A 12,977-nucleotide genomic window follows, 5' to 3' on the forward strand; every position below is an offset into this window, starting at 1 on the left:
ACGGACGTCCGGTGCGGCGCACCGGACTTCACTTTGGTTTGGGGGGCCAATGCTGTCGGTGAAGATCCTGCTCGCCGAGGACGTGCACATGGTCAGGGGGGCGCTGGTCGCCCTGCTGGAACTGGAGCCCGACTTCGAGGTCGTGGCCGCCGTCGACCGCGGGGACCGCGTCGTGGACGCCGCGCTGGAGGCCCGGCCCGACGTGGCCGTCCTCGACGTCGACCTGCCCGGCGTCGACGGGCTCACCGCGGCGGCCCGCCTGCACGAGCGGCTTCCCGGCTGCCGGACCCTGATCCTCACCAGCCTCGGCCGCCCCGGCACCCTGCGCCGGGCCCTGGCCGCGCACGTCACCGGGTTCCTGCTCAAGGACGCGCCCTCCGACCAGCTCGCCCACGCGGTGCGCTCCGTCGCCCAGGGCCAGCGCGTGATCGACCCCCAGCTGGCGCTCTCCGCCTGGGACTGCCCCGACAACCCGCTCTCGCCGCGGGAGCTGGAGGTGCTGCGGCTGGCCGCGCAGGGGGCCGACGCCGCCGAGATCGCCGGTTCGCTGTACCTGTCGAAGGGCACCGTCCGCAACTACCTCACGACCATCGTCGCCAAGCTCAACGCGCGCAACCGCATCGACGCCGTGCGGATCGCCGAGGAGGCGGGCTGGATCCCGTGAGCCGCCGGCGGGCTCGGCGGCGCCGGCGGGACCGGCGCGGCGCAGGCCGCGGACGCGTGTCACCGGCCGCCCCCGGGGCCGCCGCCCGCCGAGCCGCCAACCGAGCCGCCCGCCGAGCTGCCAACCGAGCCGCCCACCGCGCCGAACAGCGCGTCCAGGAGACCGTCGTCCAGCGCGGTGCGCACCGACAGGTCGACGGTCTCGCCGAACCCCGCGTCGTACACGGCGGTGGCGACCACGTACCGCCCGTCCACCACGCGGGTGCCGAAGGTCCACTCGCCGCCGCCCACCGGTGTGCCGTCGGGCCGCACCAGCCGTATGCCGTGCGCGTCCAGGGCGAAGCCGAACTCGGTGAAGCGGAACCGCAGCCCCTGGCCGAGCGCCTTGCTGTAGGCCTCCTTCAGGGTCCACAGCCGCACCAGGGTGTCGTTGCGCGCCGTCGTGCCCCGCCCCTCCACCTCGTCCAGCCGCGCCAGCTCGTAGGGGGTGCAGCCCTGGGACTCCGAGCCGGTGCCGGCCATCCTGCGGCCGGCCAGTTCCACGTCCACCCCGATGCGGCCCCTGCGGGTGACGCCGACGACCAGCACCTCCTCGGTGTGGCTCAGGCTGACGTCGATCTGGTCGCAGCCGCGCACGTACGGCCGTCCGCCCGGCTGGTAGGCCAGGTCCACCTGGTCCGCCGCCGTGTCGATGACCGCGGCGACCACGTGCCGCAGCAGCAGCCGGGAGGCGGCGAAACGTTCCTTCGTGCGGGGGTGGGACAGCGACTCGTAGCGGTGCCAGTCCCGTCCCAGCAGCGGTCGCAGGGCCTCCGGGCCGCCGGGGAACCGCCAGTCGGGCAGCCGCCCGGCCACCACCACCGACCCCGACCGCGCCAGCTCCCGGCGGACCCGGTCCCAGGGGCCGTGGGGACCGGTGACCTCCAGGAGCCGCGGGGACGTCTGCGGGCCCCGCGCGGACTCCCCCACCTCAGTCCTCCGCCAGGGCCGCGGAGAGCGGTCCGGCGTCCAGCACGGAGAGCACGCCGGCGAGGTCCACCGCGTTGGTCTCCGGCCCGCGGCACATGGGCAGGCAGACGGGCCCCCGGCTGCCCCCCATCCGGCGCAGGAACGGGGTGAGGACCGCCTTGGGGCCGATCTCGACCACATGGGTGGGGGTCTGCTGGGCCAGCAGGTGGCGGGCCGCGTCGGCGAACCGCACCGTGGAGGTGATCTGCCGGGACCAGTAGGGGACGTAGAGCGGCTCGGTGGTGAACCCGCCCCGCACCGTGGAGTAGTAGGGGATGCGCGGCGCGCCGCCGGGCAGCCGCCGCGCCACCGTCTCGAACCGGGGCAGGACCGGGTCCATCAGCGGGGAGTGGAAGGCGTGGGTGACGTTCAGCATGGTGGCGGCGACGCCCCGGGCGGCCAGCTTCTCCTGGACCCGCTCCAGCCCCGCGATCTCGCCGGACAGCACGGTGGCCTTGGCGGCGTTGACCGCCCCGATGCTCACCCCGGGCTCGTCGGACAGCAGCTCGGCCGCCTCGTACGCGGGGGCGCAGGTGGCCATCATCCCGCCGCCGGAGGGCAGGTACTGCATGAAGGCGCCCCGCAGCGCGACCATCTGGGCGGCGGCCTCCAGCGTCAGCGCACCGGCGACGGCGGCGGCGGCGAACTCGCCGATGCCGTGCCCCAGCACCGCCACCGGCCGCACCCCCGACTCCTCCAGCGTGCGGGCCAGCGCGTACTCGACGGCGAACAGCGCGGGCTGGGTGAACGCCGTCTGGTGGATGCGCCGGTCCCCGCTGAGGATCAGGTCGACGACCGACAGCCCGGTGTAGGGCAGCAGGGCGTCGGCCGCCTCGTCCAGGTGGGTGCGGTAGCCCGTGGAGTGCAGGTACAGGCCGGAGGTCATGCCCGGGTGCTGCGAGCCCTGCCCGGTGAACACGAACGCCGCGCGCACCCGGCCGTCCCCGCCGGGCCGGGGATCCCGCAGCGCGAGGTACCGGGCCAGGGCGCGCACGGTCGGGTACGCCCAGATGTCGGTGGGGTCGATCAGCGGGCCGAACTCCTCCTCGATGTCGCCGTAGAGGCTGAGCGCGGCCACGGAGTCCAGCCCGTGCTCGACGAACGACGCGGCCTCCTCCACCGGCCTCTCGAGGTAGTGGGCCAGTCGTTCCGACAGCCAGTCGGCGTACGCCTGCTCGCGTACCTTGCGAGGGAGTACGGACATCACTCGCTCCTTTTCAAGCGGCTCGGGAAGGGGCGGCGCGGCGGCGGGTCAGGCCAGGGCCGTGCCGTAGAGGTCGTAGCTGCGCCGTCCGTGCAGCCGTGCCAGGACCTCGCTGAGCACCCGCCGCTCGCAGACGGCGGGACGGTCCGGCAGGGGCAGGCCGAGCCGTCGGCACAGGCGGTACAGGGCGGCCGCCGGCCAGGCGGGGTCGGCGAGGAACCCGCCGGCGCCCGTGCCGCCGGCGCCGGAGCGCTGCTCGCGCCACACGCCCAGGCAGGCGGCTGCGGCCAGCACCAGGGCGTAGCGGTCGGCCAGCGCGAAGCTGCGCGGGGCGACCAGGGAGGCGCGGTCGCCCGGCTCGATCCCGGCGAACGCCTCGCGCAGTTCGCCGAGTTCGGTGACCAGGGCGCGGGTGAGGTGCCGCAGCGCCCCCCGGCACTCGGGGGTGTCCCCGGGCAGGTCCGCGCTCCCCAGCAGGCCGTCGGTGGCCACCAGGGTCGCGGCGAGCGGGTCGCTGTCGCCCAGCAGCGCGGGCCGGGCCGGGTCCAGCGGGGGCAGGTCCCCGTGGAGCCGGAACAGGCCGGCGGGCGCCTCGGCGTCGGCGAACCAGGCGTGCCGGGCGAAGAACGGCAGCTGCGGCAGGATGCTGACCTGGCGGCCCGCGCTGCCGGCGTGGCCGAGCGAGGTGACCGGCAGGTCGCGCAACTGCTTCTGGAACATCGCGTACGCGCCGTCCTCGGCGAAGCTCTCCTCCCCCAGGACCGCGGACATCTCGTCCATCGACTCCGCGGTGATCTTCGGCGCGAGGTAGGCGGCCGCGGCGGCGTACGCGCTGGTCTGCTGGGGCAGCAGGTGCAGCCCGCGCGTGGCGACCAGGGCGAGGCAGTCGCTCAGCAGCAGGTCCAGGAACGCGCCGGTGAGGACGTCCCGCACGTGCTGGACGTCCAGCGAGGAGCGGCCGTCGGCCCGGCGGCGCACCGCGAAGCGGGCCACGGTGCGCAGCGCGGTGTCCGCCCCGGCCAGCACGATGGACGGGATCAGGCCCCGGATGGCCAGCGAGGAGCGCAGGGACAGCTCGTAGCCCTCCCCCAGGGCGCCGACCAGCGCCTCGCGCGGCACCGGGCAGTCCACCGCCCGCAGGCCGCCGAACTCGGCGCTGCGCATGCCGTTGGTGGAGCGCCGGGCGAGGTCGGTCAGCCGTCCCTCGGGCAGCTTCCCGCGGTCCAGCAGCAGGACCGAGTGGCTGCGGCCGCCACCGCCGCCGGAGGTGCGGGCGAAGACGACGAGGCCGTCGGCGCGGGAGGCGTTGGCGATCACCGCCTTGCTGCCGTTGAGCAGGAAGCCGCCGCCGTCCGCGGGACGGGCGGTGAACTCCTCGCGGACGAAGTCGTTGCCGTGGGCCACCTCGTGGCGCGCGACGGCGACGCGGCGGCCCTCCAGCAGGTGGCCCGCCACCTCGGCCCGCTGCGCGTCGTCGCCCGCGATCCACACGGGGGCGGCGGCGAAGAAGCAGTTGAGCCCGTAACCGAAGCCGACGGAGGCGTCGCGGCGGAAGACCGGGCGCAGCACCCGGCCCAGGGTGTCCATCCGCGACAGCCTGCCGCCCAGCTCCTCGGGCACGAACTCGGCGTTGAAGCCGTACGCGTCGAGGACCTCCTCCGCACCGGCGAGCACGCTGCCGGACCCGTCGGCGGCCAGGATGGCGTCCTGGCCCAGCGGGTTGTCCGGGTCGTCCAGCGGGCCGAAGGCGCGCTCCAGCGCGTCGGCGCGGTCCTCGCACACCTCCATCACCTCTCTCCGGCGGTCATCAGTTCCCTCACCTCGGGGAGGACCTCCTGGTGCAGCGGGCGCAGCTCGCCGCGGAGGAACAGGCCGCGCATCGCGGCGCGCTCCACCTTGCCGCTGGTGGTGCGGCGCACCGTGCCGGGCCGCACCAGCAGCACTCCACCGGGCCGCACCTCGAACTCCTCGGTGAGGCGGTTGCCGGCGGCGGTGGCGAGCGCGGCCAGGTCGATGTCGTAGCGGCCGCGGGCGCGCAGTTCCTGGACGACCACGATCCGGTCCCGCTCGCCGGGCACCGCGAACGCCGTCGCGGCCCCGAACAGCGAGCTGACCTGCTGCACCGTGCGCTCCAGGTCCTGCGGGTAGAGATTGCGGCCGGCCACCACGATCACGTCCTTGAGGCGGCCGGTGACGTACAGCTCGCCGTCCTCGACGGCGCCCAGGTCGCCGGTGCGCAGCCAGCCGCGCTCGCCGTCGGCGGTCCGCCCGTCGAAGACGGCCGCGCTCTCCGCCGGGCGGCCCCAGTAGCCGCGGGCGACGCCCGCGCCGCGCAGCCAGATCTCCCCGATCCGGCCGTCGGGCAGCGTCTCGAGGCTCTCGGGGTCCACCACGCGCAGCTCCCCGTCGGCGACGGGGCCGCAGGAGACCAGGGTGCGGGCGGGGCGGCCGGGCACCGGGGGGCGCAGTTCGTGGCGCTCCAGGGCGGCGGCGTCCGCGGTCCGCTCCGTGAGCACGGGCGCAGGGGCGGCTGCGGGAGCGGCTGCGGGAGCGGCCGGGCGAGCGGCGCCGGCCACCAGCAGGGTGGCCTCGGCCAGCCCGTAGCAGGGGGTCAGCGCCTCGGGCCGCAGCCCGGCCGGGGCGAACCGCTCGGCGAAGGCGCGCAGGGTCTCGGCGCGCACCGGCTCGCCGCCGCTGACGGCGGTCTCCCAGCCGGACAGGTCCAGGCCCGCGATCTGCTCGTCGGTGATCCGGCGCAGGCACAGGTCGTACGCGAAGTCGGGGGCGCCGCTGACGGTCACGCCGTACCGCGAGACCGCCTCCAGCCAGCGGACCGGCCTCTTGACGAACGCGGCGGGGGTGAGCAGCACGGCGGTGCCGCCCAGCCACAGCGGGTGCAGCAGCTGCCCGACGAGCCCCATGTCGTGGTGGAAGGGCAGCCAGCCGCCGAGCCGGGCCCCGGGGCGGGTGCGCAGCACGCGGCCGATCGCCTCCTGGTTGGCCAGGATGTTGCCGTGGGTGACCACCACGCCGCGCGGGTCGCGGGTGGAGCCGGAGGTGTACTGGAGGAAGGCGACGGAGTCGGCGTCCAGATCGGGCGGGGTCCAGGGGTACGCGCCGGGGACCGCGTCCGCCGCCAGGCAGGGGATGCTCCCGTAGCCGGTGCGGGCCAGCAGCCGGGAGACCTCCGGGGCCTCGGACGAGTCGCTCAGGGCGATGCTGACGGCCGCGTCCTTGACGATGCCCGCGACCCGCTCCTCGTGGTGGCGCCGCCCGCCCGCCGGTGGCACGGGGATCGCGACGGCCCCCGCGTACAGGCAGGCCAGCAGGCTGACGGCGAACAGCCGCCGCGACGACTGCAGGACCAGCACCCGCTCGCCCGCGGCGCCGTGCGCCTGGAGCCAGCCGGCGAGGGCCCTGGCGGCGGCGTCCAGCTCCCCGTAGGAGACCGTCTCGGCCGCCCGTGGCCCGTTCCCGCCGCCCGCCTCGGAAAGCAGGACGAGTGCCTCCCGGTCGGACGACTCCTCGGCCCTGGCCAGAATGAGTTCGGTGAAGCTCCGGTAACCGTTCAACGCCTCCCCCTCGCATGTCGTCGTGGCCGCCGGCCGGTGGCAACGGCTCCTCGTGACTCTTCCGGGAAGGTACGAACGCCCTCTCGAAGCGGGCTCGACAACCTCCGGACCGCGTCCCGCCTCACGGCCGGGACCAGGCCACGGGCGAGCGGTAGCCGGGCCGTCCGGGACGCCAGGCGGCGCGCGGGACGGAGTGCGCGGGGTCCGCGGGGCCGGCCGGGTCGGCGGGGTCCGCGGGGTCCGCCGGGTCCGTGCCGTCCGCCGTCCGGCCGCGCTCGCCCAGGAGGGCCAGCAGCACGGCGGTGACGGCGGCCAGTTCCGCTTCGTCCGGCTCACCGCGGACGACGGTCAGCAGGGCCTGTCGCATCTCGTTGGCCATGGGGGAACGGTGGGCCCCGCCGCTCGAGGGGCGCTCGCGCGCGGAACGGGCGCGGGCCGGGAGCCCTCCGTGGGACTCCCGGCCCGCCAGGGTCCGTCCGGCCGCGGGGATCAGCCGGCGACGCCCCGCTCGTAGGCGATGTGCCGGGTCCGCTCGATGCGGAACCTGGCGACGCGGTCCAGCCGGCCGACCGCCTCCCGGCAGTCGTCGTCGGCCAGGGCGCGGTCGCAGGACCCGGTGTCGTACCACCACGCCACGCCCAGGTACTGCTGCGGCCGCAGCGCCGACCGCAGCAGGTCGAAGCCGCCGAAGCCCTCCGTGCCGACGAAGTGCCGGGACAGCTCGCGGACCTCCTTCTCGAACTCCAGGCACCCGCCCAGGACCGTGCTCGGTATCAGCACCACGTTCTCGTGGCCCTCCCGCGCGTTGCGCACCAGCACCCGGTCCACGCTCACCGCGTGGTCGGCCTCGGTGTCCACCATGGGTTCCAGGCACTGCACGTGCTCGAGGAAGGTCTCGGTGTGGACGGTGTCGATGAAGCCCTCGAGGCTGCGCCAGTGCCCGATGTGGACGTAGACGTCCGGCGAGTCCACCAGCCGTACGGTCACCAGGTAGGCGAAGTCCGGCCGGCGGCGCAGGTACTGGGAGTGCTCGCGGAAGTCCTGTTCGAACTTCCCCGGGTCACCCTTGACGGTGAACCGGTTGACGATGGTGAGAGGGCGGTTGAGGTCACGGTCGGTCATGGAGGTTCTCCGCGAACTGCTTGGCGTGCTGCAGGGTGGTGGAACTGTTGGCGCCCAGGGCCCGGCGGACCTTGGCGCGCGCCTCGGCGAGCGTGGCCCCGGGGCCGAGGAGCTGCCGGACGCCCTCGGGGTCGAGGGTGACGGTGTGCCAGGAAGTGGCGCGCACTCCCTTCCCGTGGGGTTCGATCACCCAGCGGCCGGTGTGCCCGCTCATCGCCACCGGCACCCGCAGCTGCTTGTACACGATCAGGTTCCGGTCGGGGAAGCACACCCGCACGGACATCGTGTTGTGCAGGGAGCCGTCGGGGCTGCGGGTGTCCATGTCCATGCGCTGGACGGTGGAGCCGCCGTCGTCGGAGGGGGACTCCTCGAGGCCGATGCGGGCGACGTGGGGGAGCCGCTCGGGCCACAGGTCGGCGCGGTCGAGGAAGGCGAAGACGTCCTCGGCGGAGCCGCCGATGTCGACCGAGTCGCAGAAGGTGAAGCGCAGGCGGTCGTCCCCGGCGTCGGCGCCTTCGGCGGCACCCTCGCCGGCGTCCTGCTCGGCCGCGTTCTTCAGGGCCGCCAGCTCGGCGCGGCTGTTGCGGTCGACCGCCCGCTCGATCAGGGCGACGGCCTCCGGGTCGTCGTCCACGGCGGAGTAGTCGTGCAGCAGGACGACGCGGCTGCCGCCGTCGTCGTTGGGCTCGATCCGCCACTGGCCGCCCATCGCCGACACCGGCGCGGCGGGCACCACCTGGCGGAAGGAGACCGAGCGGGTGCGGGAGTTGAGGATGCGGTGCGACGTCCACGAGCGCACCTGGTCGTTGGCCGTGGCCCAGATGCGCAGGAGCTGCTCGTCGGCTTCCTCCTCCAGCACCTCGACGTGGATGGTGGGGCCGAAGATCTGCGGCCACGCGGAGACGTCGGCGACCAGGCCGTAGACGGTGTCTGCGGGCGCGTCGACGACGACGGTGTGCTCCGTGACGTGGGTTCCGGCGGCGGGTCCGGCGACGGCTGTTGCGGAGTTCGGCACCACGGCGGGTCTTCCCTTCGGTCGCGCCGCTCGCACGGCGCCTGCTGTCAGGTTGTCAGGTAGCGCTCGAGCGGGGCTGGAGCGCGGAATGAGGGGGGTGGCCCGGCGGGGGCGCCGCCGGGCTGCTGGTCGGATGGTGCTCGCCGGGCGCCCGTCAGGCGGCGCCCGCCCACTCCGGCCGGTCCAGGACCTCCACCACCGCGGAGCCCCAGCTGTAGCCGGCGCCGACGCCGACCAGCAGGCAGCGGTCGCCGGGCTTCGCGCGGCCGGAGACGATCAGGTGGTCCAGGCTCGCGAACTGGTCGCCCGCGCCCAGGTGCCCGACCGTGCGGCTCCACTCCCAGGCCGTGCGGGCCGGGTCGATGCCGAACGGCTGGTGGTAGATCGACTGGAGCCGGCGCCGCCCGAAGTGCGGCAGCACCACCCAGTCGACGTCGCCGAGCTCCAGGTCGGCGTCGGCCAGCGCCTGCTTGAGGACGGTCTGCTGCCCGGCGTGGGCGCGGGTGACCGCGTACGACATGCCCACCCGGGCCACGAAGGAGCGCTTGGCCTCCTCGAAGTCCACCGGGATCCGGTGGGAGAAGGGCGCCCGTCCGAACGGCTCGTCGCCCCGGTGCAGGGGCTCCAGCTCGGGGTCGGCGAGCATCGCCAGGGAGCGCAGCCGCGCGTAACCGCCGCGCCGGGAGAGCACCAGCGCGGTGGCGCCGTCGGCGTACGGGGTGCCGGGGTCGGTGTGCCAGCGGTCGATGCCGGGCTCGCAGAACCGGTCGGCGGTGGTCAGCAGCGCGTCGCAGCGCCCGGGGGCGGCCGTGAGGTAGGAGTGGGCGAGGTCCAGGGCGGCCATGCCGCCGTTGGACATCTGCCGGATCTCGATCGCCGGGCAGGTGTTGCCGAGCGCCTCGCGCTGCACGTAGGAGGCGACGGGCCACAGGTCCTGGCCCTGGTGGTAGGTGTCGGCGTGCAGGATCAGGTCGACGTCCTCGCCGGTGCTGCCCGCCCGCTCCAGGGCGGAGCGGGCGGCGTGCACCGCCATCTCGGCGGCGGACTCGTCGGGCGAGTACGCCACCGAGACCATGTCCGTGGCGGCGGCGACCCGGGCCGGGCAGGCGCCCGACGCCACGGCGTCGGCGACCGGCAGGGACGAGGGAAGCCGTACTCCGGTCCCCCGTATGAAGATGTCTTCCACTCGCACAGTCACTCCCAGTCTCGTCGGGCGGGCTGCCGGGTCTGCGGGCCGCGGCGGCCCGGAAGCGGCCGGCGGCGCGTCAGCCCGCCGCCGCCGTCGCGGGGGTCTCGGTCCGGTGGAGGGCCCGGTGGTCGGCCCCGCGCTCGGTCAGCAGGACGTAGCGGACCGCGTCCAGCAGCGCCCGCCAGGAGGCGGCGACCGTGTTCTCGTCGACGCCGACGGTGCCCCAGCGGCGCCGGCCGTCGGTGAAGGTGATCAGGACGCGCGCGGCCGCCGCGCTGCCCGGCCCGCCGCCCGGGCCCCTGCCCGGACCGCCCAGCACCCGGACCTGGTAGTCGGTCAGCTCCAGCCGGGCCAGCTCGGGGAAGAACGGGTCGAGCGCCTGGTGCAGCGCCCGGTCCAGGGCGTTGACGGGGCCGTTGCCGGTGCCGGTCGCGGCCAGCGGCACCCCGTCGACCCGCAGCCGCACCGAGCCCTCGTTGAGCACCTCGCCGCCGTCGCGCTGCTCGACGCCGACCCTCCAGGACTCCACGTCGAAGGGGTGCTCCAGGCCGCCGCCGGCCAGCTCCTCCAGCAGCAGCAGCTCGAAGGAGGCGTCGGCGGACTCGAAGCTGTAGCCGCGGTTCTCCAGGTCCTTGACGCGGGCGGCGGCCCGCGCCACCGGCTCGGACCCGGCCGAGACCTCGTAGCCCAGCTCGCGGGCCTTCAGCTCGATGGAGGACCGCCCGCCCATGTCGGAGACCAGGGTGCGCATGGCGTTGCCCACCAGGCCGGGGTCGATGTGCTGGTACAGGCCGGGGTCCACGCGCAGGGCGGAGGCGTGCAGCCCGGCCTTGTGCGCGAAGGCGGAGGCGCCGACGTAGGGGGCGGCCGGGTGGGCGTGCACCCCGGTCAGCTCGCCGATGGCGCGGCCGGTGTCGGCCATCTCCCGCAGCCGCTCGGCGGGCACGACGTCCGTGCGGCCCCGCTTGAGGACCAGGTTGGCGGCGACGGTGAACAGGTTGGCGTTGCCGCACCGCTCCCCGTAGCCGTGGGCGGTGCCCTGCACGTGGTCGGCGCCGGCGTCCACCGCGGCCAGGGTGTTGGCGACCGCGCAGCCGGAGTCGTCGTGGCAGTGGATGCCGAGCCGGGCCCCGGTGGCCGCGAGGGTGTCCGACACGACGGCGCCGATCCGGTCCGGCAGCGAGCCGCCGTTGGTGTCGCACAGCACGACGGCCTCGGCGCCGGCCTCGGCGGCGGTGCGGACGACCTCCAGGGCGTACTCGTGGTTGGCCAGGTAGCCGTCGAAGTAGTGCTCGGCGTCGACGAACACCCGGCGGCCGGCCCGCACCAGGTGCCGCACGGTGCTGCCGATCATGGCGAGGTTCTCGGCGAGCGTGGTGCGCAGGGCGAGCTCCACGTGCCGGGTGTGGCTCTTGGCCACCAGGGTCACCACGGGGCTCTCGGCCTCCAGCAGCGCCCGCACCTGCGGATCGGTGGTGACCAGCGTGTCGGGCCTGCGGGTGGCGCCGAAGGCCGCCAGCTGCGCCGACCTCAGGTCGAGTTCGGTGCGGGCCCGGCGGAAGAACTCGGTGTCCCGGGGGATCGCACCGGGCCAGCCGCCCTCGATGAAACCCACTCCGAAGACGTCCAGGTGGCGCGCGACGGCGAGCTTGTCCTCGACCGTCGGCGCCAGGCCCTCCTGCTGCGTTCCGTCGCGCAGGGTCGTGTCGTAGAGCTGGAGCAGTCGCTCGACCATCGTTCCTTCGTCCCCTCGCTCACGCCGTCGGCGGCCGACGACCACGGCTGGTCCGGCCACCGTCCGGCGGCGGCCTCGGAGACGGCTGGAGGGGCGGTCGAGGGTGCCGGTCGGGGCGGCACCAGACCGGGTCGAGCGGCTTCCGAGCGCGGGGGGAGATGCTCTGCGGCCATGACGGCATCAACGAAGAGCAGGACGGCCTCCCTGGTCGGCACCTGGACGGCCACCTCGGCCATCGACGGTGTCCCCGCCCCGTACAGCACCACGTTCGTCTTCCGGGAGGACCACACCATGGAGGCGATCGGCCCGGCCGGGCCCGACGGGAAGCCCGCGTTCGGCGGCCCCGGGCACTGGATCCCGCGTCCGGACGGGTCGTTCGTCTACCACGTGACCCATCCGCTGCCCGACCCCGAGGGCGGCGCCCCCGGCACCATCCACAGCATCCAGCAGGTCACCGTCTCGGGCGACACCCACGCGTCCTCGGGCACCGCGGTCCTGCACGGCCCGGACGGCGCCGTGGTGGGCTCCTTCGACGTCACCCTCACCGCCGTGCGCTGAACCGGCCGGCACGACGGAACGGCCCCCACCGGTCGCGGAACCGGTGGGGGCCGTCCCGTGCTCCGCCCGGCCGGACCCCGTTCTCCGTCCGGCCGGGGGGAGCGGGGCTCAGGCCGCGGCGGCGAGGGCCGCGGTCACCTTGCCCGCGCGCTCCTCGGTCGCGCGGAGGGCGTCCTCCCGGGACTTCTGCGACATCTCGATGAGCTCCTCCATCCCGGGCACCTTGCCCGCGAGCGTCAGCTGCGCGGTGATGACGGTGAGGTCCATGCCCAGGGCGTCCTCGAAGACGGTGCGCAGGTACGGGTCGACGTGGTTCCAGTGCTCCTGCGGGGCGCCGGGGGTGTAGCCGCCGCCGTAGCTCAGCAGCAGGGTCGCCGGACGGCCCGCCAGCGGGTTGGGGTCGTCGCCGAAGGTCAGGGTGCGGCCGGCCACCAGGACCTGGTCGATCCACGCCTTGAGGGTGGAGGGGATGGTCCAGTTGTACATCGGCGAGCTGACCACCACGGCCTCGGCGCCCAGCAGCTCCTCGACCAGCTTCTCGCGCAGCTCCCCGGCGGCCTTCTGCTCGGGGGACTGCACCTCGGACGGGATGAACTGCGAGGTGATGCCGGCCTCGTCCAGGTGCGGGATCGCCTCGACGCCCAGGTCGCGGTGGACGACGGCGCCGTCCGGACGGCCCTCGGCCCAGGTCTTGCGGAACGCGGCCGCGAGTTCCTTGGAGACAGAACCCTGGGACACGGCGGAGCAGTCGATGTGGAGCAGATGGGTCATGGGAGTCTCCTGTGAGTCTGTCGGTGGCCGGTACGGCCTGCCTCGGCTTGCCCGGCTGACGCGTACGCACGGGGAGCAAGCACATCCGACCCCACGATCCCGCCGGGCCCTCGACTCCCGGTCGAGCCCGTCTGGAGCGT

12 protein-coding genes are annotated in these 12,977 nt (G+C 75.0%); 2 read left to right on the forward strand and 10 right to left on the reverse strand.

Annotated features, from left to right (window positions below; all coding sequences use genetic code 11):
* Positions 1–49 precede the first annotated feature (49 nt).
* Positions 50–664: a DNA-binding response regulator gene (locus QC029_RS21130; protein WP_279557297.1), complete on the forward strand. Its 615-nt coding sequence runs from the start codon at positions 50–52 to the stop codon at positions 662–664.
* Between the two features lie 59 nt (positions 665–723).
* On the opposite strand, the gene QC029_RS21135 is transcribed toward QC029_RS21130, so the two are convergent.
* From QC029_RS21135 to cimA, 9 genes are all read right to left on the reverse strand, one after another.
* The gene (locus QC029_RS21135) at positions 724–1,632 is read right to left on the reverse strand and encodes a 4'-phosphopantetheinyl transferase superfamily protein (protein WP_279557298.1); all 909 of its coding nucleotides are present in this window, start codon (positions 1,630–1,632) and stop codon (positions 724–726) included.
* Position 1,633: 1 nt separating this feature from the next.
* Positions 1,634–2,875, reverse strand: a complete 1,242-nt coding sequence (locus tag QC029_RS21140) for an acyltransferase domain-containing protein (RefSeq protein ID WP_279557299.1) — start codon at positions 2,873–2,875, stop codon at positions 1,634–1,636.
* Between the two features lie 48 nt (positions 2,876–2,923).
* A complete protein-coding gene (locus tag QC029_RS21145; protein WP_279557300.1) occupies positions 2,924–4,663 on the reverse strand; it encodes an acyl-CoA dehydrogenase in 1,740 nt (579 codons plus the stop codon).
* Positions 4,663–6,447, reverse strand: coding sequence for a fatty acyl-AMP ligase (locus QC029_RS21150; protein ID WP_279557301.1), 1,785 nt, complete (start codon positions 6,445–6,447; stop codon positions 4,663–4,665). Before QC029_RS21150 ends, QC029_RS21145 begins: the two co-directional genes overlap by 1 nt.
* Positions 6,448–6,568: 121 nt before the next feature.
* Positions 6,569–6,826: an acyl-CoA carboxylase subunit epsilon gene (locus tag QC029_RS21155; RefSeq protein WP_279557302.1), complete on the reverse strand. Its 258-nt coding sequence runs from the start codon at positions 6,824–6,826 to the stop codon at positions 6,569–6,571.
* A 110-nt stretch (positions 6,827–6,936) separates the two neighbouring features.
* Positions 6,937–7,569, reverse strand: a complete 633-nt coding sequence (locus tag QC029_RS21160) for an antibiotic biosynthesis monooxygenase (RefSeq protein ID WP_279557303.1) — start codon at positions 7,567–7,569, stop codon at positions 6,937–6,939.
* On the reverse strand, positions 7,556–8,587 hold the full coding sequence (locus QC029_RS21165; RefSeq protein WP_279557304.1) for an aromatase/cyclase: 1,032 nt from the start codon (positions 8,585–8,587) through the stop codon (positions 7,556–7,558). The genes QC029_RS21160 and QC029_RS21165 overlap by 14 nt, the downstream gene beginning before the upstream one ends.
* A 151-nt stretch (positions 8,588–8,738) precedes the next feature.
* Positions 8,739–9,776 carry a ketoacyl-ACP synthase III family protein gene (locus tag QC029_RS21170; RefSeq protein ID WP_279557305.1) on the reverse strand — a complete coding sequence of 346 codons (1,038 nt, stop codon included), beginning with the start codon at positions 9,774–9,776 and terminating at the stop codon, positions 8,739–8,741.
* 73 nt (positions 9,777–9,849) lie between these two features.
* Positions 9,850–11,508 carry a citramalate synthase gene (cimA, locus tag QC029_RS21175; protein ID WP_279557306.1) on the reverse strand — a complete coding sequence of 553 codons (1,659 nt, stop codon included), beginning with the start codon at positions 11,506–11,508 and terminating at the stop codon, positions 9,850–9,852.
* Between the two features lie 171 nt (positions 11,509–11,679).
* Here cimA and QC029_RS21180 point away from each other — a divergent pair, with 171 nt between their 5' ends.
* Positions 11,680–12,066 carry a hypothetical protein gene (locus tag QC029_RS21180; RefSeq protein ID WP_279557307.1) on the forward strand — a complete coding sequence of 129 codons (387 nt, stop codon included), beginning with the start codon at positions 11,680–11,682 and terminating at the stop codon, positions 12,064–12,066.
* Between the two features lie 108 nt (positions 12,067–12,174).
* Here QC029_RS21180 and QC029_RS21185 read toward each other — a convergent pair whose 3' ends face one another.
* Positions 12,175–12,837, reverse strand: a complete 663-nt coding sequence (locus tag QC029_RS21185) for an FMN-dependent NADH-azoreductase (protein ID WP_279557308.1) — start codon at positions 12,835–12,837, stop codon at positions 12,175–12,177.
* Positions 12,838–12,977 lie beyond the last annotated feature (140 nt).

It is taken from the genome of Streptomyces sp. DH37 (genome assembly GCF_029813835.1).
Lineage (GTDB): Bacteria > Actinomycetota > Actinomycetes > Streptomycetales > Streptomycetaceae > Streptomyces.

Bases quoted from the DNA above. Each gene is read 5' to 3' on its own strand.
- QC029_RS21130 (WP_279557297.1), top strand. From the start codon at position 50: ATGCTGTCGGTGAAGATCCTGCTCGCCGAGGACGTGCACATGGTCAGG.
- QC029_RS21155 (WP_279557302.1), bottom strand. From the start codon at position 6,826: ATGGCCAACGAGATGCGACAGGCCCTGCTGACCGTCGTCCGCGGTGAG.
- QC029_RS21185 (WP_279557308.1), bottom strand. From the start codon at position 12,837: ATGACCCATCTGCTCCACATCGACTGCTCCGCCGTGTCCCAGGGTTCT.
- cimA (WP_279557306.1), bottom strand. From the start codon at position 11,508: ATGGTCGAGCGACTGCTCCAGCTCTACGACACGACCCTGCGCGACGGA.
- QC029_RS21140 (WP_279557299.1), bottom strand. From the start codon at position 2,875: ATGTCCGTACTCCCTCGCAAGGTACGCGAGCAGGCGTACGCCGACTGG.
- QC029_RS21160 (WP_279557303.1), bottom strand. From the start codon at position 7,569: ATGACCGACCGTGACCTCAACCGCCCTCTCACCATCGTCAACCGGTTC.
- QC029_RS21145 (WP_279557300.1), bottom strand. From the start codon at position 4,663: ATGGAGGTGTGCGAGGACCGCGCCGACGCGCTGGAGCGCGCCTTCGGC.
- QC029_RS21180 (WP_279557307.1), top strand. From the start codon at position 11,680: ATGACGGCATCAACGAAGAGCAGGACGGCCTCCCTGGTCGGCACCTGG.